The organism is Romboutsia sp. (assembly GCF_056995035.1).
On record NZ_JBXKIW010000038.1, the window covers coordinates 1 to 21,598 of the forward strand.

Annotated in this window: 19 protein-coding genes and 2 riboswitches; of the genes, 3 read left to right on the forward strand and 16 right to left on the reverse strand. The window is 27.2% G+C overall.

Annotation, left to right across the window (positions count from 1 at the left end; genetic code table 11):
- Positions 1–204: 204 nt before the first annotated feature.
- The 6 genes from AC11VW_RS04140 to AC11VW_RS04165 all read right to left on the reverse strand — a co-directional run bounded on the left by AC11VW_RS04140 (position 205) and on the right by AC11VW_RS04165 (position 8,031).
- Positions 205–1,038, reverse strand: a complete 834-nt coding sequence (locus tag AC11VW_RS04140; RefSeq protein WP_484300130.1) for an AIM24 family protein — start codon at positions 1,036–1,038, stop codon at positions 205–207.
- Positions 1,039–1,098: 60 nt separating this feature from the next.
- Positions 1,099–2,412: a GIY-YIG nuclease family protein gene (locus AC11VW_RS04145; protein WP_484300131.1), complete on the reverse strand. Its 1,314-nt coding sequence runs from the start codon at positions 2,410–2,412 to the stop codon at positions 1,099–1,101.
- Positions 2,413–2,627: 215 nt separating this feature from the next.
- Positions 2,628–4,160: a phosphoenolpyruvate carboxykinase (ATP) gene (locus AC11VW_RS04150; protein WP_484300132.1), complete on the reverse strand. Its 1,533-nt coding sequence runs from the start codon at positions 4,158–4,160 to the stop codon at positions 2,628–2,630.
- 620 nt (positions 4,161–4,780) lie between these two features.
- Positions 4,781–6,148, reverse strand: coding sequence for a 5'-3' exonuclease (locus AC11VW_RS04155; RefSeq protein ID WP_484300133.1), 1,368 nt, complete (start codon positions 6,146–6,148; stop codon positions 4,781–4,783).
- A 378-nt stretch (positions 6,149–6,526) separates the two neighbouring features.
- Positions 6,527–6,751, reverse strand: a complete 225-nt coding sequence (locus AC11VW_RS04160) for an acetyl-CoA hydrolase/transferase C-terminal domain-containing protein (protein WP_484300134.1) — start codon at positions 6,749–6,751, stop codon at positions 6,527–6,529.
- 161 nt (positions 6,752–6,912) lie between these two features.
- A complete protein-coding gene (locus tag AC11VW_RS04165) occupies positions 6,913–8,031 on the reverse strand; it encodes a 4-hydroxybutyrate dehydrogenase (RefSeq protein ID WP_484300135.1) in 1,119 nt (372 codons plus the stop codon).
- A gap of 179 nt (positions 8,032–8,210) precedes the next feature.
- Between AC11VW_RS04165 and AC11VW_RS04170 the strand changes: the two genes are divergently transcribed.
- Both AC11VW_RS04170 and AC11VW_RS04175 read left to right on the forward strand, forming a co-directional pair.
- Positions 8,211–8,699, forward strand: a complete 489-nt coding sequence (locus AC11VW_RS04170) for a spore coat protein (RefSeq protein ID WP_484300136.1) — start codon at positions 8,211–8,213, stop codon at positions 8,697–8,699.
- A gap of 344 nt (positions 8,700–9,043) precedes the next feature.
- On the forward strand, positions 9,044–9,568 hold the full coding sequence (locus AC11VW_RS04175; protein ID WP_484300137.1) for a ferric reductase-like transmembrane domain-containing protein: 525 nt from the start codon (positions 9,044–9,046) through the stop codon (positions 9,566–9,568).
- 144 nt (positions 9,569–9,712) lie between these two features.
- Here AC11VW_RS04175 and AC11VW_RS04180 read toward each other — a convergent pair whose 3' ends face one another.
- From AC11VW_RS04180 to AC11VW_RS04225, 10 genes are all read right to left on the reverse strand, one after another.
- Entirely contained in the window at positions 9,713–10,363 is a 651-nt protein-coding gene (locus AC11VW_RS04180) for a Dph6-related ATP pyrophosphatase (RefSeq protein ID WP_484300138.1), read from the reverse strand.
- Positions 10,364–10,378: 15 nt separating this feature from the next.
- A complete protein-coding gene (locus AC11VW_RS04185) occupies positions 10,379–11,134 on the reverse strand; it encodes an ABC transporter ATP-binding protein (RefSeq protein ID WP_484300139.1) in 756 nt (251 codons plus the stop codon).
- A gap of 4 nt (positions 11,135–11,138) precedes the next feature.
- Positions 11,139–12,164 carry a FecCD family ABC transporter permease gene (locus tag AC11VW_RS04190; protein WP_484300140.1) on the reverse strand — a complete coding sequence of 342 codons (1,026 nt, stop codon included), beginning with the start codon at positions 12,162–12,164 and terminating at the stop codon, positions 11,139–11,141.
- Between the two features lie 140 nt (positions 12,165–12,304).
- Positions 12,305–12,476: riboswitch (cobalamin riboswitch) on the reverse strand.
- A 346-nt stretch (positions 12,477–12,822) separates the two neighbouring features.
- Positions 12,823–14,208, reverse strand: coding sequence for a peptide MFS transporter (locus AC11VW_RS04195; RefSeq protein WP_484300141.1), 1,386 nt, complete (start codon positions 14,206–14,208; stop codon positions 12,823–12,825).
- A 262-nt stretch (positions 14,209–14,470) separates the two neighbouring features.
- Complete coding sequence (locus AC11VW_RS04200; protein WP_484300142.1) at positions 14,471–16,264, reverse strand: aminopeptidase P family protein; 1,794 nt, start codon at positions 16,262–16,264, stop codon at positions 14,471–14,473.
- Between the two features lie 258 nt (positions 16,265–16,522).
- The gene (locus AC11VW_RS04205) at positions 16,523–17,599 is read right to left on the reverse strand and encodes a hypothetical protein (RefSeq protein ID WP_484300143.1); all 1,077 of its coding nucleotides are present in this window, start codon (positions 17,597–17,599) and stop codon (positions 16,523–16,525) included.
- A gap of 150 nt (positions 17,600–17,749) precedes the next feature.
- Positions 17,750–18,496: an ABC transporter ATP-binding protein gene (locus tag AC11VW_RS04210; protein WP_484300144.1), complete on the reverse strand. Its 747-nt coding sequence runs from the start codon at positions 18,494–18,496 to the stop codon at positions 17,750–17,752.
- A complete protein-coding gene (locus AC11VW_RS04215) occupies positions 18,477–19,493 on the reverse strand; it encodes an ABC transporter substrate-binding protein (RefSeq protein ID WP_484300145.1) in 1,017 nt (338 codons plus the stop codon). The genes AC11VW_RS04210 and AC11VW_RS04215 overlap by 20 nt, the downstream gene beginning before the upstream one ends.
- 10 nt (positions 19,494–19,503) lie before the next feature.
- Positions 19,504–20,268: an ABC transporter permease gene (locus AC11VW_RS04220; RefSeq protein ID WP_484300146.1), complete on the reverse strand. Its 765-nt coding sequence runs from the start codon at positions 20,266–20,268 to the stop codon at positions 19,504–19,506.
- Positions 20,243–20,533 (reverse strand): MTH1187 family thiamine-binding protein, encoded by a 291-nt coding sequence (locus AC11VW_RS04225; protein ID WP_484300147.1) that lies wholly within the window; start codon positions 20,531–20,533, stop codon positions 20,243–20,245. The genes AC11VW_RS04220 and AC11VW_RS04225 overlap by 26 nt, the downstream gene beginning before the upstream one ends.
- Before the next feature lie 187 nt (positions 20,534–20,720).
- Positions 20,721–20,820: riboswitch (TPP riboswitch) on the reverse strand.
- A 115-nt stretch (positions 20,821–20,935) separates the two neighbouring features.
- Here AC11VW_RS04225 and AC11VW_RS04230 point away from each other — a divergent pair.
- Positions 20,936–21,547, forward strand: a complete 612-nt coding sequence (locus tag AC11VW_RS04230; RefSeq protein ID WP_484300148.1) for an NUDIX hydrolase — start codon at positions 20,936–20,938, stop codon at positions 21,545–21,547.
- Positions 21,548–21,598 lie beyond the last annotated feature (51 nt).

Below are 21,598 nucleotides of genomic sequence, written 5' to 3' on the forward strand. Positions count from 1 at the left end.
ATTAAAGAAAAATTAAACTGGCTTAGTCCGGTCAATTATAGAGTTGAGTATGAATCTAAGGTTGCATAAAACTTAAAATACTGGAATGAAAATTCATTCCAGTATAAAGTCCAACTTTTGGGTCTCAATACATATTTGACCACTCTTTTTTAGAGTGTTAAACATATTCTATATTGGTATATAATTTTTTGAAATATTGGTATTCTAACCTTTTTGACGAGAAGATGTATTATTCATAGAGTTATTATTAGTTGGAAGTCCATAGTTCATTTTTTCATACATAGGTTGAGTTGGCGCTATCCAAACTTTTCCATTTCCTGTAAATGTATTTAAAAGACCTTCCCCATTTATAGCTGAACTAAATAAGCTTTTATCTGATTTTGTAACACTGAAATTTACACCTTTTGTTCTAGCTATTGCAAAGTTTCCATCCACTTTTAACTCTTCTCCTTGTTTAATATCGCACTCTATTAATTCTTCTTTAGGTACATTACATTCTAAAACTACTATACCTGTCCCAGATAATTCTATTTGAAACATTCCTTCTCCACCTAATAAAGTGGCTGATATGTTCTTTTGAGCTACTCCTTTAACCGTTATATCCTCTGAACAACAATAAAACATCCCTTTATCAACTATTATGCTTTGCTTAGATAATTCCATCATTATATAGTGTTTGTATGATGGCTCTAGCAATATTTCTCCAGTTCCAATATATGTAGGCTTAATAGCACTTTCATTCGTAATTGCTCCAGAAATAGCTTTTTTGAATAGACCTCCTACTCCACCCACGTTAGTTTTAGATTGGATATTTCCTTTGTAATAATATAGTGCACCTGCTTCAGTTTTTACTGAGCTGTTATTTAATCTAATTCTTACTTGTTTCATTTTTAGTCCTGCTTGGTTTGCAAAAAATAATCCCATTGCTGTTTGTACATTTTGTGCTCCCTCTAGGTTGTTGTAAGCAATTACTTCAAAATCTACATCGTTGTAAGATATTTTATCAATTATAGTTATTTTTTCTTCTAGCGTTTTCATATTTTATCTCCTTATTGAAAATTATTTACTTTAACTTTATATCTGTCCCTAAGTTATATTTTAATATAACTTTTCCTTCTCAATTTGTGACACATACTTTTCCTCAAGCTTCTTTAGTTCTGCCTTAAATTCTACCACACTTATCTCAACTTTCATTTCAATTTCTTTTAAGACTTCAAATGTAAATGATTTACATCCAAATTCTTTCCAATCTTTTTGCATCTTTGGATTTACACAAGAACCTGTTGATACAGAAAAATTAAAACGATTTTGCATTCCTCTAAGATCTATTTCACCTTTTATTAAACTTTTTCCATTAACTGTGTTAGTTATCTTATAAACCCCACCAGTAGTTTTACGTTCTTTATATTCATACATAATTTCTTTTCTTTTTTCATTTTTAGAATTACTCATAATATCTTCTCCCTCTTTTTTTGATTCCTTTATTTTCACTACTTCCTTTAATTCATTTTCTTCTACATCTTTTATAATTTTCTTCTTGTTTCTGCTTTTTATAACGTTTATACAATTCCTACAAGATGGTGAACAATACTTTTCTCTTTCACTTTTTGCAACAAAAGCTTTATTACAGTACTCACAACGATTAAGTATGAACTTCTCATCTGTAAGAGCAAATGCATATATAGTCTCTATAGTACTTTCTAGAGAGTCAAACTCCCAGTTAATTTCAGCTTTATCAAACATAGATATAGTAAATCCTATCTTTTGTGCTTTAAACTTATTTGCCATAATTGTTACAGGTTCTGTTAAGTTTACATTTCTATATATTATTAATTTATTAAGGTGCGTAGATATATTCTTAGCAAATTCTATAATCCAACTTAGTTTTTCGCTATAAAACTTAGAAAATACAATATCTAATATTAAAGGTCTTTTTCCATAAAATTTTGGTGAGTCCTCAGCCTTAAATATTGTTAAATGATCATCAAATGTTCTAGTATATACATCCTCTTCATTTGCAAATGGTAAGAATAAACTTATATATTCATCTGCATTCATTAACTTTTCTTTTGTAAGTATATTATTTTCAGTAAAAAGCACCTTCTCTTCACCTACAATATCTCGATTATAAACACTTGAACTAATCAATCCTAATAATCCATAACTTTTAGCAAATACTAAAGCCTTTTTTTGTATTACTTCTTCATTAATGTCTTTTTTTAAAGCTTCATCTCCTAAATCTATTAAATCAAATAATAATCTATCTGATACTTCAAAAGGATTATAAATTATATAATTCGAATTGTCTTTCGGACTAATATATATATCTTTATTATCATCTGTATTTATTTCATAATCATTATATTTAATCCACTCTGTTTTAAAGTTACTCAAGTAAAAATTCTTTTTCATATAATACCTCTCTCTAATTTTATTTATATAATACAATTGTTAATATATTTATATATTAAGTATATTAACAACTATATATATTTATACATCAAATGTCAATCAATAAAAAAATCTCTGAAATAATAAAAAGATGGAGTCATTATTTTAGACTCCATCTTTTTACTATTTAGTGTATAGTTCTTCCTAATTATTGGTATAAATATCCTGATTTTAATTTATTCCGTAGCTGCAATTTCTGCGCTTGCTATGCTTTCATATTTATTTAACCAAGCTTCTCTTTCTAATTTTAACTTTCTTGCTATTTGTGTATATTCTTCTTTAGTATAATAATTTCTCGGATTATATTTTTCTATATCTATTCCCTTAACTTCTTTGGCAACCTGATAGCCCCACTCTTTATCTTCTACCCACTCAATACTATCCCTTGCAATTTCTTTCATTATAGTAGTAGATACTTTTATAGTTAACTTCTCACCTTCAAAACCAGTCTTAACTCCAACACTTCCTGTGTTTAATATATAGCATTCCATATCTGGATTATCTTGTAATATTTCTTTAAGCTTTAATCCTTCTTCTATTTCGGGTCCCATTATAAAAGGGTTAGTACCTACACATCTTTTAGATTGCCCAGCCTTAGTTGGGTCTCCAGCTGAGGTTTCTATAGACTCTCCTAGCATAAATGCATCTAGTGCTTGAGCTGGATTTAGTTTAACAACAGGAGGAACTATATCATTTCTTCTAGTTATAAATATTATCTTATTAGCTTTTTCTAAATCTACAGTATTATCTGTAGTACCTATTTCTTCTCTTAATATTACACCTCTACCATTTGATGTTAGATTTGTATCATAAAAATCAACCTTACCATCTTCATACACTTTTATATTTTCTAAAACTGCGTTATCAGCAGTTGCTGCTTTATATAAAACACTTTGTTGATTAGGATTTAATCCTTCTGTTTTTATATAAAAACCGTTTTCCGTGCCTACACAAAAACCATTTTCATCCATAAATACAACATCATCTTGTCTTACTATAGCTTTTTCTTCTCCGCTTAACTCATGGTCGTGTATCGTTAATGTAGTTTTTCCTGTTCCACTTAGCCCAAACATTATAAATCCAACATCTTTTATTTTTTTGTTTTTATCATAAACTCTAAGTAGCTTACTTCCTGCATGGAAACCTAAGCCTCCAGCTTGTTTAACTTTATACATAGCCATTCTTAAAAAAGATTTTTTAGACTCCCCAAAATAATCACTACCTAATATAAAAGTTACTCCAGATTCAGGATATGCAAACATCATTCTCTCAGGCCATTCTGGAATATATATACTTACAAGATCTGGATTTTCAGCATTATCTGGATTAAATAATGTATTATTCCACATATACGCTATTCTAGCATATTGCTTTGATATATATAATCTACAGTTAAATGAGAATTTTTTATTCATCCCCATCTTTCTATCTACTCTTATCATTTCTTTATCTTTTATATATTCAAAAACTTTAGATGCTATTTCATCAGCTTTTCTTTTACTTATTTTTTCTTGATCTACTCCTGTTTCTATTTCATCAACTATGTAAGTATTTTTAGCACTTCTATTTCTAACCTCACTTATATAGCTTGCACTTTTAAATTCGGTATTTACTTCCATATGACTTGCTAAATTTCTCAATTCCTTTTGACTAGGATTTATTATAACATCTCCAAATAAATTATCATTTATATTTTCTAAATTAAACAATTTACCCCTCCACCTTTCAATAGTGTATCACATTTGTCGTTTTTATTATATAGTATATCACATTCATTAATTAAATCCACTTTTTTTATTTTTTAACCATTTAATATGCATTTAATAACATTATATATCTACACTATTCAATAATAATACATCTATATTAAATTGTCTATAATTTTTTAGATTTTAACTATACTTATTAATGTATTTATTAATAGGTACAGTTGTTTATTTAATATTTATCTTTTATTTACCTAAAAAATTAATCTATTTTAGTTGTTTCTATAGTATATTTTAAGATATCTATCGTTTCTATTAATCAAAATTGTATACTTGCCTTTATATATTACCATCATCTCATAGAAAAACTTCCCCTTTGTCAAAGTATTATATTTTTTCTTTACCAGTTCTATTTATTCCAAGAGTTTATATTTACTCACTTCTCTTAATTTAATATTTTTTCACACTAAAAAAGCTGATAATTTCCGTGATAAATAAATCACAGAATCATCAGCTTAATAAGCATTTTAGCTATTGCTAAGGGAGAACCTCATTCTCTATTTAAATTTAAATTATAATATATACTATTACTAATAACCGTAAAAGTTTATATGGTTTAAATATTATTTAATTAAACTACCCATTCCTAATTCTTTAAATACAGTATTCATTTTTGCATAATCTATATCTAGAACTAACTTGTCTAAAGTTAAATCTTGAATTTCTTCAATATCCGTTTTTATAGTTGCTAATTGCTTACTTATAATTGCATCTTCTTTATATAGCAGTAAGTTCTTTAGAGGAGATCTTTTTATCCCTAAGTCTTCCTTAAAGAATGCTAAAAGTTCCTTTTCTGCTTCTGAATTAAGCCCTTCTATATTATTATATATCTCTTCTATAGAACCATAATGTGCAATAAGTGGTCTACTAGATGTTGGACCAACATTTTTTACACCTTTTATATTATCTGACTTATCGCCTTCTATAGCTTTAGCATCTATTATTTGTATAGGGTCTATTCCTTTAAAATGCTTAACATACTTTGGAGTATATTCAAACGTACCATTTGGAAGAGCTAAATCTTTTTTATTTATTCCTATTTCATTATACATATCCTCAGCTTTACTAGTTACCATCCATAGTTTAGTATATTCTGAAACTAATTGAATATAATCCTCATCCTTAGTATGAAGGAATATTGGTATGTCTATTTCAAATTTTTTCACTAAGCTTCCTGCAAAATCATCTGCCTCATAATCTCCATGAGAAAATACAGGAATATTTATATCCGAAAGCATATCTGTTAATAGCTTGAACTGACTTTTAAGTGGATCTGGTGTTTCACTTCTATTAGCTTTGTATTCTGGGTATATTTGTCTTCTAAATGTATCTCTAGACCTATCTAATACCACGGCTAAATGTGTTATCTTTTGTTTTTCTAATAATGGAAGTAATGTTTTGAAAAACATATATACTCCATTAGTGTAAGCTCCATCTGGAGATTTCATTAATTTTGTATATGCAAATTCTTTTTGTTCTTCAGTTTTTGCAAATAATAAATCTCTAGCAGTTGCATAAAAACTAGTAGATAAAAGTGATGAACCATCTACTATTAATAACTTATCTTCTTTAACTTCATCACCCACAGCAAAAATATCTTCATCCATATCCACTTCTTCTAATTGATCTAAACAAAATTCTTCAATAGATTTAATCTCTATATTTTTTACTATATTAGTTTTACCCCTTACGTCAGTGTTTAATCTAGCTCCAACATAGCTATTTAATCTTATATAATCCATTTTTTCTAAGCCTGATGCTTTTATTTCTTCATCATCATATAAGGTTAACTTTAATTTTTTTAAATAATTTAAATGCTCTTCATCTATAATATTTTTAGTTTTTTCTATAATAGAAGTATGTGTTATTATATTTTCATTTTGATTTTCTTTTTTTATCTTGTACTCTAAAAAATCGAATAGATTCTCCATAGATTCTCCTTTTGTTGCTTATTATAGTATCACTTAATAACTTTAAGTGTATCTCTTCATTTTTAGTAATAACTTTATTTTATGTTATTTCGATAAAATTGTACATATAAAAAGTTTTTCTATGTTATATATATTAAAAATTTATTAAAACAATGAATTAATTATTATTTTCAATATTGTTTTAACATTTAAATGATACTATATATAATTTAAGTTTAGGATATAATTTGGGGTCTAGTAAAATATTTAATCAAATTAAAATCGCTATTTCAGAGTCTGGAAATATAATTGCATTATTAACTTTAATATCTTTATTTTATCTCAATTATAAAATTCCCGAACTTCTATATCCTTCAGCTGCATCTTTTGAAGCTTTGTTTAATAGCTTGATGTCTTTTCTGCTTCAAATTCACAATTAAATCTTTTTTCATATTCATTTGTAAGTTCTTCTCTAAAATTTGGATGGGCTATGTTTATAAGGGACTTAGCTCTTTGTTTTAAGGTTTTGCCTTTTAATTTTGCTATGCCAAATTCAGTTACTATGTAGTCTACATCATTTCTTCCAGTAGTCACTACAGATCCTTGATTTATTTTTTCTAACATATTTTTATACTACTCTACTTTGCATAACTAAATCCCCCTTATAAATTTATATATTATTTATTATTTACTACTTCTTTTCTTGCATAAATTTCTGCAAATATCAAGTGTCCTCTCTCTTTAGTAGTAATATTGGGATAAGCTTTCTTTGTCATAACTGCTAATTAGTATAATGCTTTATATATAGTTGTCATCTCTTCTTTTGTTAACTGTACATAATTATTTCCTAATAATCTTTGTTGTGTTTTCATTACATTTTCTGCAAACATCTTAGTTTCTTCTTCCTTCATTCCAAATTCTCTTAGTGGTCTCTTAGTTAATAACTCATTTAATAAATTTTCTATTTCATAATATACATCTTGTTCTTTATCTAAATTTAATATTTGGGCTAATACTTTATTTACTTCTTTTATCTTTCCATCTGGATTTTTCTTATTATAAACTTTGAATACTTCTGTAAACATATGGTAGTTAGCTTCTCCATGAGGTACATGATATACTCCACCTAGTGGATAAGACATTGCATGAACTGCTCCTACTCCTGTGTTTCCAAAAGCTATTCCTGCATAGTTACTAGCTAAAGCAAATTCTTTTAATAAATTTGTTCTATATTCACTTCCATTTTTGATTATTTCTTTATATCCATTTACAATAATTTCAATAGCTTTTATTGCAAATAATTCTGTAAATTTATTTGATTTTGGTGATACAAAAGATTCTATTGCATGTATTAATGCATCTACTGAACTTGACATAAATACTTTGAATGGTAAGTTTTTCATTAATTCTGGAATTAAAACTGCATAATCTGGAGTTAATTCATCTGATGCTAAGCCAAGTTTTGTATTTTTTGATTTTATTTCAGCTATAGATATATTTGTGACTTCACTTCCAGTTCCACAAGTTGTAGGTATTATTATAAGCTCTTTTTCTTTTATAAGATCTATCTTTCTTTCAAATAAATCTACGCAATCTTTCATATCTTTAAATATAAGTAACTTAGCTATATCTATAACTGTTCCCCCACCTATTGCTATTACTCTTTTAAAATTCATATCTTTTATGTCATCTATAATTTGATTTATCATTTCATCACTTGGTTCTCCATTTCCATATTGATTTTGAAGAACTAAGTTACAATCTAAATTTAATTTTTGTATAAATTCATCGTTTATAGAGCTACGAGTTAGTAGTAAATCCCCTGCACCAACTTTAAATTCATCAACGAATTCTTTGAAATTTTCAAATACATGAATTTCAGTTAATAATTTTAATTGTTTCATAGTATTCTATCCTCCTATTTTTATTAGATAATTACATACTTTCAGCTAATTCCTTTGTAGAAATATTTCTATATTATACCAAATTATTTTTATTATGTATAATTTTATTTGAATAATTGTGTTAACAAATATGAATAATATATCTTTTATTGTATAAAATAGTGTTGGAGGTGTTTTTTATGTTAAATCTAACTACTAAAGAAAGACTGTTACTCGAAGATGAAAAAAAACATGAACAATTATGTGTTCAAAAATATCAAGATTATTCGAATAAAGCTTGTGACTCTGAATTAAAAAATTTATTTTCTCAGATTGGTCAAAAAGAACAACAGCATTTAGACTCTATTAATCAATTATTAAATGGAACTATTCCAACTCTAAATCAAGCTCAGAGCCAGGGAAGCCAAGGTTCTAACGCTCAAAATCCTAGTTCTATGACTAATATTAATTTACAGTCAATGCAAGGTAATTCTTACAATGAACAAGATAAAATGTTATGCCAAGATACACTTACTACTGAAAAATATATATCATCTACATATAATACAACTATATTTGAATTTGCAGACAAAAATATAAGACAAGTTCTAAATCATATCCAAAAGGAAGAACAAGAACACGGAGAACAAATTTATAATTATATGAATCAACACGGCATGTATAATTAAATTCATGTAATACTAAAGGTATTATAATAATCTTTTAATAATACCTTTAGTATATTTTAATCGTAGAGGTTTTATAATTTGACTCGGAATATAATCGTTAAAAATAAATAAATGTTTAAGCCACTCAACACTTTCCTTTAGCTTTCATCTCATTCCTAAAATCATAATATAAACATAAAATATGTCTGTATTTGAAAATAACTTAGTTGTAACTATCTTACTTCTTTTATAGATTTTTGATATAAAAATTCTTTAATAAAAATATCACACTTTTTAACTTTTAATATACTTTTAACATTTATCTGATAATATATATGTATAATTTAAAGTTAGGAGATGGTTTTTTGTCTAATAAAACATATAAGCAAATTAAATCTGCTATATATATTACAAATATAATTGCTTTGATGATTTTAATCCCTTTAGTAAATTTCAAAAATAAAATACCTCAATTTGTATACCACGAATTAATTAGTTTAAGTGGTTACGGTGGTTTATTGTTAATAGGTCTTGAGATATGCTTACTAATTTCAATACTATTATTAAAAAATAATTCTATAGAAATTAAACAAAAAAAATTTATTCAACCTATAGCTAAAAATTTAAAATATTTTCATAATATAATAGGATTAACTATAATTTGTGTAGTTATATTTCATTTTGTTGTTAACGTAGCTTATAATATGGATGTTAATTTTAGCTTTTTATACTCACATGATTTCATTACAGGATACATAGCTATAGCGATTTTAATTCTTTGTACAGTATTTGGTATTCTTTCTACTAAAAATAGAAAAAAATTTAAAAATTTGCATATATCATTATCTTTTATAGCAATATTAACTATTTTAATCCATATACTATCTTAATTTATATTAATCATGTATCCAATTACCTTTAAAAGCAGATTCGTTGATTAAGTTTATAAGTTATGATACCTTCGTATATAAAAATAGAGTATCTTTTAATGATTTAAAAACCATTTTAAGATACTCTATTTTTATATATAAGTTTTACAGTGATATATCTAAATTTCCATAATCACCATCTATCACTATTTTATTTTTTTTAAATTTTATCTTTTCTTTAAATAAAGGACCATTTACCACAAAAGTATGATACTCTCCATTTTCACCGCATGGATCGCTTCCTAATTGTTTTATCTCTTCAACTATATCACGATTTAAAACTTTTCCTAAAAAATCACTAGGTAAATACGTTAAATTTACCTTTTTTATAACAGTACTAAATCCACTATCTATAAACTCATAAACTAATTTTTCTCTATCTTCTTGCCATAGAGGAAGTATAGCTTCTATACCAGCCTCACTGCATCTATCTTCACACCACTTTCTATGATGGTCTATATCTATATCTCCAAACACACAAGACTTAGCTCCCATTTCTTTAGCTTTTTCTAATGTTTCTTTAAATTTAGCTTCATATTCGCTAACTTCACACTCCACTAACATTAATGGTATATCTAAACTTTGGCTAACTTTATTTAATAACTCTTTATTTATACTATGAGTCCATGAACTACTTTTACCTTTTTTTACTGTTACAAGTAAACCTATTGGCGTATATCCCTTTTTAATCATTCTATAAAGTGCTAGTGTACTATCTTTACCACCGCTAAATGACATAACAAATTTTTTACTCATACTAATCCCCCTTATTTATTGCCATTTTTCAAGTACTTCTACCATAAATTTTTTAATATCTATGCCATAAACATTTTTAAGCTTTTCACTTTCTAAAACTTCTTTAGGACTACCATATGAAAAAACTTGTCCACCATTTAACATAATTGCTTTATCTCCAAAATATTGAACTAAGTTTAAATCATGAAGTACTCCTATTACAATTTTTTTATTATCTCTAGCCCAACTTACTAAGTGTTCTAAAATCTCTATTTGATGTTTTAAATCAAGGTGATTTGTAGGTTCATCTAAGAGTATTATATCTGGATTTTGTGCAAAAGTTCTTGCTAAAAATACCCTTTGTAATTGCCCTCCTGATAACTCACTTATCATTTTATCTTTTATATCATAAAGCCCTACCTTATCTATACTATCTAATACGATTTCTTTATCTTTGCCGCTAAGACTTGAAAATACACTATTAGAATAAGCATATCTTCCAAGAGCTACTGTTTCATATATAGTATATGGAAAATAAATTTGAGATATTTGACTCATTAAAGCAACCTTAGTTGCAAGATGTTTTCTATCAAAAGAAGATACTTCTTTGTTATCTATCTTTATACTGCCTTTATAATCAATTATGTTTGCAATAGATTTCAAAAGCGTGCTTTTACCACATCCATTCGGTCCTACTATGCAAAGATTTTCACCATTTTCAACTTTTAGGTTAATATTTTTTATAATATCAATTTCATCATAGCCACAATAAAGATTTTTAATTTCTAACATAATTTTACCTACCTTTCTTTGAATTAAAATACACATATGCAAAGAATGGTGCTCCTATAAGTGCTGTTATCGCTCCTACTGGTAGTTCTGCTGGTGATATTATTGTTCTTGATATCAAATCAGTAATAACCATTAAACATCCTCCAAATATAAAAGACATTGGTATAACATAACTATGTTTTGAACCAAATACTCTTCTAACTATATGTGGTGCTATTAAATCAACAAAACCTATTGTTCCACTTAAAGATATCGCCGCACCTGTTAATGTTGTTGAAAATATGAATAACCTTTTTTTAACTTTAGTAGTGTCAACTCCAACAGCTTTTGCTTGTTCTTCTCCAAATGTTAATATATCCATTTCTTTTATATATTTTAGTACTCCTAATATGCCAATCAATAAAAATGGTATAAGTGCCTGTACATATGACCAACCTTTCATAGAAAAGCTTCCCATTTGCCAAAGTGTTATACTCTTTATATCTTCACTAAATAATGCCGTCATTGTTGTTAAAAGTGCATTTACAAATAATGCAAATACCATTCCAGCAAGTATTATAGTATTATTTGACATAGTCTTGTCTATTTTTCCACTAAATACAATAACTAAATATACAGTTAAAAGTCCAAATAAAAATCCAACCATCGGTAATGTTAAACCACCTAAAAATGGTATAGATATTCCAAGGACTATAACAAGTCCAGCACCCAATGATGCTCCTGAGGATACCCCTAGTGTATATGGAGATGCTAATTCATTTTTAAGTATAGACTGCACAACCGCTCCACTTACTGCTAAACATCCTCCAACCATAAATGCAAGTAGCACTCTAGGAAGTCTGATTGTCCATATTATAGATATATCTTTTAGTTTTATATTATCTCTTAATGGAATATTTAACATTTTATTCAGCAATATGTTAGCAGTATCTAATATATTAATGTTTGAACTTCCTATAGAAATTCCCATGCATATAATTAAAAATACTATAGGTATACATAAAATTATTAAGTTTTTATTTTTGCTCATGCTCTCTTTTGTAAATAGCCTTAACTATTTATTTCTCCTTTTATCTGTCTGATTTTTGTATGTAGGGTTTTAAAAAAGCATACTCTGAGAGTATGCTTGATTTTCATTAACGAAACTCCTAGTAAGCCCACCCTCAGAAGGTACTAGTTAAATATTTGGCAGTTCTCCCGGCTCAACGTCATTCTACTATCTCACCTTCCCGATTTCTCAGTGGTATATAAGATTTCGTCAGTTTTACGGTTACTGGGGTAGCTTAGAAATTTCATCTAATTCCCTATTAAGTCAATTGACACCTAATATTTTTTATGTATTTTTTCGCCATTGTTACTTGTATACGGATAAACTTCTTTATTATCTATATCTTTATTATATAGAAAGTTTTTAAGTGTATCAACTATATTAACATATTCCCCTACTGTTTTTTTACTAATTCTAATATAAATATATTATAATGTATAATTATGTATTTTTCGTGTCAAAATTGTGTCAATATTTTGTCATAATCACTTCTTTTTAATAGTATTCTTGGATTTTAAAAAGACCATCCATGATATATTATCTTGAATAGCCTTTGGTAATTTTTAATTTAAGATTTCGTCAATTTTAATGAGTTTCCAAGTGGTGAGAAACACATTTCTTTACATCTAACTTTTAGATTTTATACAGTTTGTTCTTCATATTCAAAATTTTTAACTTCTTCATCTTCAAGCAATCTTATTAGCTTTTTATCAAATACAAATAAAAGTATTGCACATATGAATAAAACGATTGGAATCGCAACATACGCCTGCATTATAGTGAATTTTGAAGTAAACGCGTACAGATAGCTATATGATTTTCCAGCTAAAAATGTAGCAAAAGTCCAAACACCAAGTAATACAGAGTAAATTTTGTTTGGTGCATATTTAGTTACAAAAGAATTACCAAGTGGTGAGAATAGCATTTCACCTATACTTAGAAGCACTCCAAATGCACAAAGGTAAACAAGACTAGCTTTAGATGAAGCACCTGCGCCTACACCTCTTGAAATCTCTGCAAATACAAGCATTAAGAAAGACATACCAAGAAAACTAAGACCTAGCGCTAATTTTTTAAATAAGCTCAAATCACCTTTAGGTCTCTTTGATAGCTTGAACCAAAGTGCACCAAGTACTGGTCCAAGAGCAATACATGTAAATGAATTTAGTGAGTCAAACCATGAAAGAGGAACTTTAAATCCACCTACAGTCATATTTATGAACTGACCACCATAATCATAAGCAGCTAAATAAGTTAAGTACCAAAACACCCAAAATAATACTGAAAACATAGATACAAGTATAATAGCAAAAACCTTTTTTTTGTCAGTTTTTGTCAATGGTTTAACTTCAGTTTCAACTTTGTTTTCAGTGCTCTTTCCAGCTTTAAATGGTTTTTTTCCTACTTCTCCAAGGAATTTCGTACCAAATAAAAACCAAAGACAATTAATTGCACAAATTATACTACACACTTTAAAAACAGGTCTAAAACCTTGAATGTCACCGTGTGCAAATGTTGTTGCTATAAGAATCCCTACAGCTATAGTTCCTATAAAAGCTCCCATATTAACAAAAGAGTATTGCAATGAAAATGCTGAATCTAGCTGTTCTTTATCCTTAAACAAAGATCCACTAATTGCAGCAACATTACCTTTAAAAAGGCCTGTACCTATAGCAACAAATATTACCAATATATTCATACCAGTAACATCTGTTGCAGTTGCTCCAAAGTGATATCCTACAGCCATCAAAGCCAATCCTACTGGAATACAGTATCTTGCTCCTATATATCTATCAGAAATATATCCTCCGATAACTGGTGCAAGATATGTAAATGCAACAAGATTTGATTGTATTAGTGCGCCTTCAACTTTTGTAAAACCTAATCCACCTGTTAGCACAGTAGCAGTTACAAAAGCAAAAATTAGATACTTGGCAGCATAATATGCCGCTCTTTCTAACATAAATGCGATAGAACAAACATAAAAACCAAAAGGTTTCCTATTTTTTACCGTAATTTCACTCATAAATTTCCCCCTAATGTAAATTTTTAATTTTGTCCCGTATACGGCTTTATTCACTTTCTTTTTTTATCATTCAAGTGATTAGCTAAATTTTCATATACAAGTTTATGATAACTGTTTAAATACAGCTTTTCATCACTATTTAGTATTTCTGTATTACTTGATATTGAATTTAAATTCAAATTTATTTTTAACAATGGGTTTCGCAATTACCTAATATTTTCTATATTAAAAAGACACCCTATAGTTTAGGGAGACCCTTTTACTATACTTCTTTAGTGTATTCTTTTAACCATTGTCTTTCTTCATCATTTAAAGATGGAGATACTTTGTCATAAACTAACTTATGATAATAATTTAAATACTCTTTTTCTTCCTTATTCATTTCATTAATATCTATTGCATCTAAATCTATTGGTGCAAATGTTACAACTTCAAACTCCATAAATTGTCCATATTCATTCTTTTCAGCTTTTCTAACAACTAATTCATTTTCTATTCTTATACCATGAGAACCTTCTATATATATCCCTGGTTCATTAGTAGTTAACATACCTTCTTCTAATACAGCACTATCAAACCTTTCTGGTATTATTCTCCATCTAAATCCATTAGGTGCTTCATGTATAGCTCCAACAAATCCTACACCATGTCCTGTTCCACACTTGTAATCTATTCCCATATTCCACATTGGCCTTCTTGCTAATATATCTAAGTTATATCCTCTAACTCCATATAAGAATTTAGCCATTGATAAATTTATCATACCTCTTAATACAGCTGTAAAATGTATTTTTAATTCATCACTTAATTTACCTAGTGCTATAGTTCTAGTTATATCTGTAGTTCCATCAAAATATTGACCACCTGAATCTATTAAGAATAAATGCTGTGGTTGTAATTTATAATCAGTTTCTTCAGTTGCGCTATAGTGCATCATAGCTGCATGTTCTTTATATCCTGCTATTGTACTAAAACTTGGCTCTATAAAGCCTTCTTGTTCTCTTCTTAAATCTTCTAATTTCTTAGCTGCACTCATTTCCGTTATTTCTATTTTACCTATATTTTGCTTTAACCAGTACATAAACTTAGTAAAGGCTACACCATCTTTTATATGACTATTTCTTATATTTTTTAACTCTACTTCGTTCTTTTCTGCCTTAAAGAACATTGTTGGATTAAATTCGTCTACCTTTTCAACTTCACTTGGTATGTTATTGTATATAGCATAATTTATCTTAGTCGAATCTAATAATATTTTCTCATTCTTATTTAAAGTTTTTATAAATTCATAGATATCGTTATATGGCTTTATTTCAACATTTTCTTTACCTAATTCACTTAATATCTCATCATTTAACTTATTTTTATTTACAAATAAATAAATTTTATCTAATGTTATTAGTGCATAAGAAAGTACTACAGGATTAAATTTAACATCTCTACCTCTTATATTAAATAACCAAGCTATATCATCAAGAGTAGTTATAACATGATTTGTTACATTCTTTTCTTCCATTTTCTTTCTTAATCTAGCTAACTTAGAGCTGAAAGTTTCTCCTACATATCTTACATCCAATAAAAATGCTTTATTATCTGATAAGGCAGGTCTATTTTCCCATATGTTCTCTATTAAGTCATATTCATATACTATATTTATATTTTTTTTAGCTAACTTATCAGCTAAGTTAATTCCTTCCTTCGCACATACTACTCTACCATCAAAACCTAATATTTTATCTTGTGGTATAGCATTATATAAATATTCGTCAGTAGTCGGTACTTCTTCTTCTCCCATTTTAAATAACTTTATCCCTGATCCTTTTAATTCTTTTTCAGCTTGTATAAAATATCTTCCATCTGTCCAAAGACCAGCTTCTTCTTGAGTAACTACTACAGTACCTGCAGATCCTGTAAATCCTGATATAAATTGTCTAGATTTAAAGTAATCTCCTACATATTCACTTTCATGATTATCTGAAGATGGTACTATGTACGCATATATATTTTTTTCATTCATTTGTTTTCTTAATTCACTTAATCTACTCTTTATGTCCATAATAATCCCCCTAATATTATGTATTTATCATTTAATACATTTTTTGTTATTCTTTTACATATTTTATAATAACATGTAGTGATAACGTTCTCAAGTTATATTTAAAAATTTTTTATATATGTAAAATTTTTTTTATTTATTATGAAAAATATCAGTTAAATCTATCTGTAACATAGCTGATATATTTAACTTACCATTTTAAAATATACAAAAAGGGCTACTAAAATTTAATAGCCCTCTTTGTATATTTAAGTCTTTTTAGTTGTTTATATCTTTACTTTTATATGTTTTATAACTATGCATAAACTCTCTACTATTAAATATATATTTCCCACCTATTTGCGTATAATATTGTCCTGTCGAATCATATATATCTTTTATTTTTTGGGTTAAATTTTTATGATAATATCTAAGTTCTTTAAACTCTTTTTTTAGTCTATCAGCTGTCATCCAAACTTTATTTGAAGTTATATCAGCTAATTTTATATTTTCAAATTTTATAGAATTTTTTTGAGCATATACATATAGTTCTGCCAATATTTCTTGTGAATTCTCATTGGTAAGGTCATGCTTAAGCTTTTTATAACTTATAGCGCCCATAGAATCTATACCTTTTTCTTCTAATCTTTCTTGTTTTATAAGAGCTTCTAAGGGTTGCCTTTTTATATATACATAAGATGTGTCTTCAAGTACATATTGACCTCTATGATATTTTGCAGGTCTATAAATCACAAGTATTGGACTATAATCTCCATTAGTTTCTTCATCATTCAAGTCAATTATATCTTCTTTGTTTTTAAGATCATGATCACTAGATATAGAGCCATACCTAGACTTAGATTTTAGTGAATACATACTGGCATCTTTTATATGTTTTATTACTTCATTTACATAATCTTTATCTACTATATCATCCATGTTATATGAATTATTCACATAATTATTTGCTAATTCTTCTTTCATAGCATTTATTTCTTGCAATTGTACTGAAAAACATGCACAAATATTTTTTAATCTTTCTTCTATTTTATTTATATCAACATTTATATAAGGTAATATTTCATCTAAATTTTGTTCACTTTTAATTTTCATAAGTTGATTTCCTATAATACTATAAGTAACAGTACTATTTTCATCAAATAAGTATTTATTTATATTTTCTTTTAAACTTTCTATGCTAGAATATATTCTAATATATTCTGTTAATATGCTCATTCCTTTATCTAGTATTTCTTTTGGTATATTTATGTAAGTGCTATTTTCTTTAACACATAAATTTAATTTGTTATTTTGCATTATATCTTTTATGTCTTTTACTTCAAAACCTTCTGTCATTTCACTTCTCCTTACTATATTATAAGTTTAAATTTAAAGTCATATATAATTATATCATGAATTATATTTTATAGTGGGAATTTCGCTTTTGTTACGTTAAATAATATAAAAAAACATATGAAATCAAATTTGACTTCATATGCTTTATATTTATAATAAGCTTATTATATCTTTTTTTAGTTTTATAATATTTTCTAAATTATCATCATTATAGTGACTCTTATCAATTATAAACTCTTTTTTAACACTTGCTGGTTTTTTTGATATTACACAAATCCTATCTGATAACATTATAGCTTCATCAATATCATGAGTTATTAAAAGTATAGTAGAATTAACTCTATTCTTAACTTCTAATAACCACTTTTGCATAGATAATTTTGTAATAGAATCAAGCGCTCCAAATGGTTCATCTAAAAGCATTATATCATTAGAATTTATAAAAGTTCTTAAAAAATTCGCTCTTTGCTTCATCCCACCTGACAGTTCATTTGGATATTTGTTTTCATATCCACTTAAACCAAATGTAGTAAAGTAATCTTTTACTTTTTTATGTGCTTCTCTTTTTTTAAGAAACTTATTCCCAAATCCTTTTTCTTTCTTAATAGTCAACGGTAAGCTTACATTATCTATTATAGTTTTATGTGGTAATAAAAGGTCTTTTTGATACATATAACTTAGTCTTCCGTCTATATTTATACTTCCACTATTGTAGTCTATTAAATTTGCAACTACATTAAATATAGTACTTTTCCCACATCCACTTGGACCTAATATACTTACAAATTCACCTTCATAAACCTTTATACTTATATTTTTTAATACTTCTGTTTCTTCATAGCTTTTAGATATATTTTTTATATCTATCTTTACTTTTCTATTGTGGCAAGAATTCATTACTATATGCCTCACTAGGCTTTAAGTCTTTATTTATTAACTTATATTCTTTTAAGAATTCTGTATAATTATTCCATACACTATCCTTCATTTCACCCCATCTACTAGCATCATCTATATACTTATCTGCTAAGTACTCTTGACTTTTTATAGCTAATTTTTCATCTATTTCTGGTGCATGTTTTACTAATATTTTAGCAGCTTTTGTTGGATTTTCTATTGAATATTCATATCCTTTAGCTGTAGCTTTCAAGAATTTTTTAGCAAGTTCTGGGTTTTCATTTAATAATTTTTCATTAGATATTATAAGTGGTGTGTAATAATCAAGTCTTTTATCTACTTGTCCCATTGGTATAAAGTTTAAATCAATACCACGTCTATTAGCCTCTACAACATCCCATCCTTCAAATATCCATGCAAAATCTATATTTTTACTTGTAGCAGTAAAAAAGTCATCTTGTCCAATATTTACTACTTTTAATTTACTAAAATCTTTATCTTCTTTTTTCATAAGTGCATTTAATATTGCATCTTCAGAAGGAGATCCCCATCCTCCATAAGTTTTACCTTCAAAATCTTTAGGTGATGCTATGTTTTTATCCTTAGGAGAAGCAAATCCTGAAGTATTATGTTGTATAACTGTTGCCACTGCTTTTATTGGAAGTGAATCTTCACTAGTTTTAGCAAAAGTTACTTCTTCTTGATAACTTATTCCAAAATCAGCTTTTCCTGTAGCAACTAAAGTTGCAGCTCCTCCTTCAGGTGGTTGTACTATTTCAACATCTAGACCTTCTTCTTTATAATATCCATTTTCAAGAGCAACAAATAATCCTGTATGATTAGTATTTGGTGTCCAATCTAGTACCATTGTTACCTTTTCATTTTTTGATTCTTCTTTGTTCGTATCTGTATTTTCATTTTTATTTGAACATCCACTAAGTACACTCATTGTAAGTACACTTACAAGTCCTAAACTTACTAATTTTTTTAATTTCATAAAATCCTCCCTATATATTATGTCTTAAGGCTATTTTTTTAATAGCTTGTACTATTACTACAAATATCAAACTAAATATTATTACTAATATAGTAGATGCAAAAACTTTATCTAATGCATATGCACTCTTTGATCTTACCATATATACACCTAACCCTTTTGTTCCACCTAACCATTCTGCTACAGTTGCAGCAACTACGGTATAAGTTGCTGATATTTTAAGCCCTGAGAAAAATTTATCCATAGCCATTGGAAATTTAAGATGTATAAATGTAGATAATTTACTACTATTCATAGTTTTAAATAAATTCAAATAATCCTTGTCTATATTTTCCATACCATCTACAAAACTTATAAGTATTGGGAAAAAACAAGTCATAGTTACCATTATAACTTTAGGCAACATATCAAATCCAAACCATATTATTAAAAGTGGTGCTATTGCAATAGTTGGTATCGTTTGCGATACAACCATGATAGGATATACACATTTCTTGAAAATGGGTATGAAATCCATAAGTATTCCCATAGTTAAAGATAGTATTATAGCTATTATAAATCCTATTGTAGCTTCATTTAAAGTGGTTATAGTGTTAACGTATAAGTTTAAGTAATCTTTATAAAATACCTTCAGTATATCTGTTGGAGCTGGTAATATATATTGAGGTACATTTTGTACTTTGACTATTGCTTCCCATATAATTAACAAAACTAAAAATGTAGCTATAGGATATAAGCTATTTTTTACTTTATCTATGGTTTTTAAGTTTTTCATTTATAGTTATTCCCCCAGCTTTTTCATCTATCCTAGCTGTTGTTATAACTCTTTCGCAACCAAGATTAAAAGGAATTCTATGTATTACCTTTAAAAGGTCAAATACTTCTTCAAATTCTCCTTCTATTGTTGTACTCATCGCACCTATTTCATGTTTAAGTCCACTTTTTTGAATTTCTTCTATACATGCATCTACTACTTTATACATTTCTTCTTCTCCTGCATAAGGTCTTAAGGGCATTACTGCTACATCTACTATTACCATATAGTTCACCATCCTTTAAAGTTAATTTTTATTCATATACATAAATTCCAGTTTCTTGTCATAAATTAAGCCTATATATCCAAAAATATACTAAAAATTATTTTATAAATTTCGTAATATATTTAAATCTTATAGTTTAATCAAAAAGGTCTTATCCAACTAGGATAAGACCTTACAAGCTCTTTTTATATAAGCTATTTTATCTCCCTACGCTGGCATTATCCAAACAGGTTAAAGGGTCGAGATTTGTATCTCCTCTCAGCTGACTAGCTCCCCAAAATATGTATTTTCAACTTGATTATACTATACTTATCAAATTTTAACAATTATTTTATATTTGTACTTACTTATTAATATTTCATATACTATAATAAGTATATATTGCTTATTAAGGAGGTCATTATGATTAACACCCTAAAAAATAAATTTAAAAACTATAAACCGTATATAAACGGACATCAAAATATGAAAAAAGCTTCTGTTCTAATTCCTATTGTAAAAAAGGATAATAGTTACTATATATTGTTTCAAGTTCGTTCTAAAAATTTAAAAACTCAACCTAATGAAATATCATTTCCTGGTGGAAAAATAGAACCTAATGAATCCCCACTTGATGCAGCTATTAGAGAAACCTGTGAAGAACTTGGTACTAATAAAAACAATATTGATATTATATCTGACCTTGATTTACTTATTACACCTGCAAATTTAATAATACATCCTTATGTAGGATATATAAAGGATATAAGTAATCTAAATATAAATAAAGATGAAGTAGATCATATATTTTTAGTTCCAATTTCATACTTACTAAAATATGAGCCTAGTTATTATAACAATGAAATCAAAATTATTCCGAATGAAAATTTTCCATATGATATTATTCCCAATAATCATAACTATAAGTTTGATAGTGGTAATTATCCTGTACTCTTTTATGAATATGAAAACTATATCATTTGGGGAATTACTGCTAAAATTCTTGAAAATTTCTTGATGCTAATAATGAATTAGTAGTACATTGCCCAAACTTAGGTTCAAAAAACATTTAAATTATACTAAAAA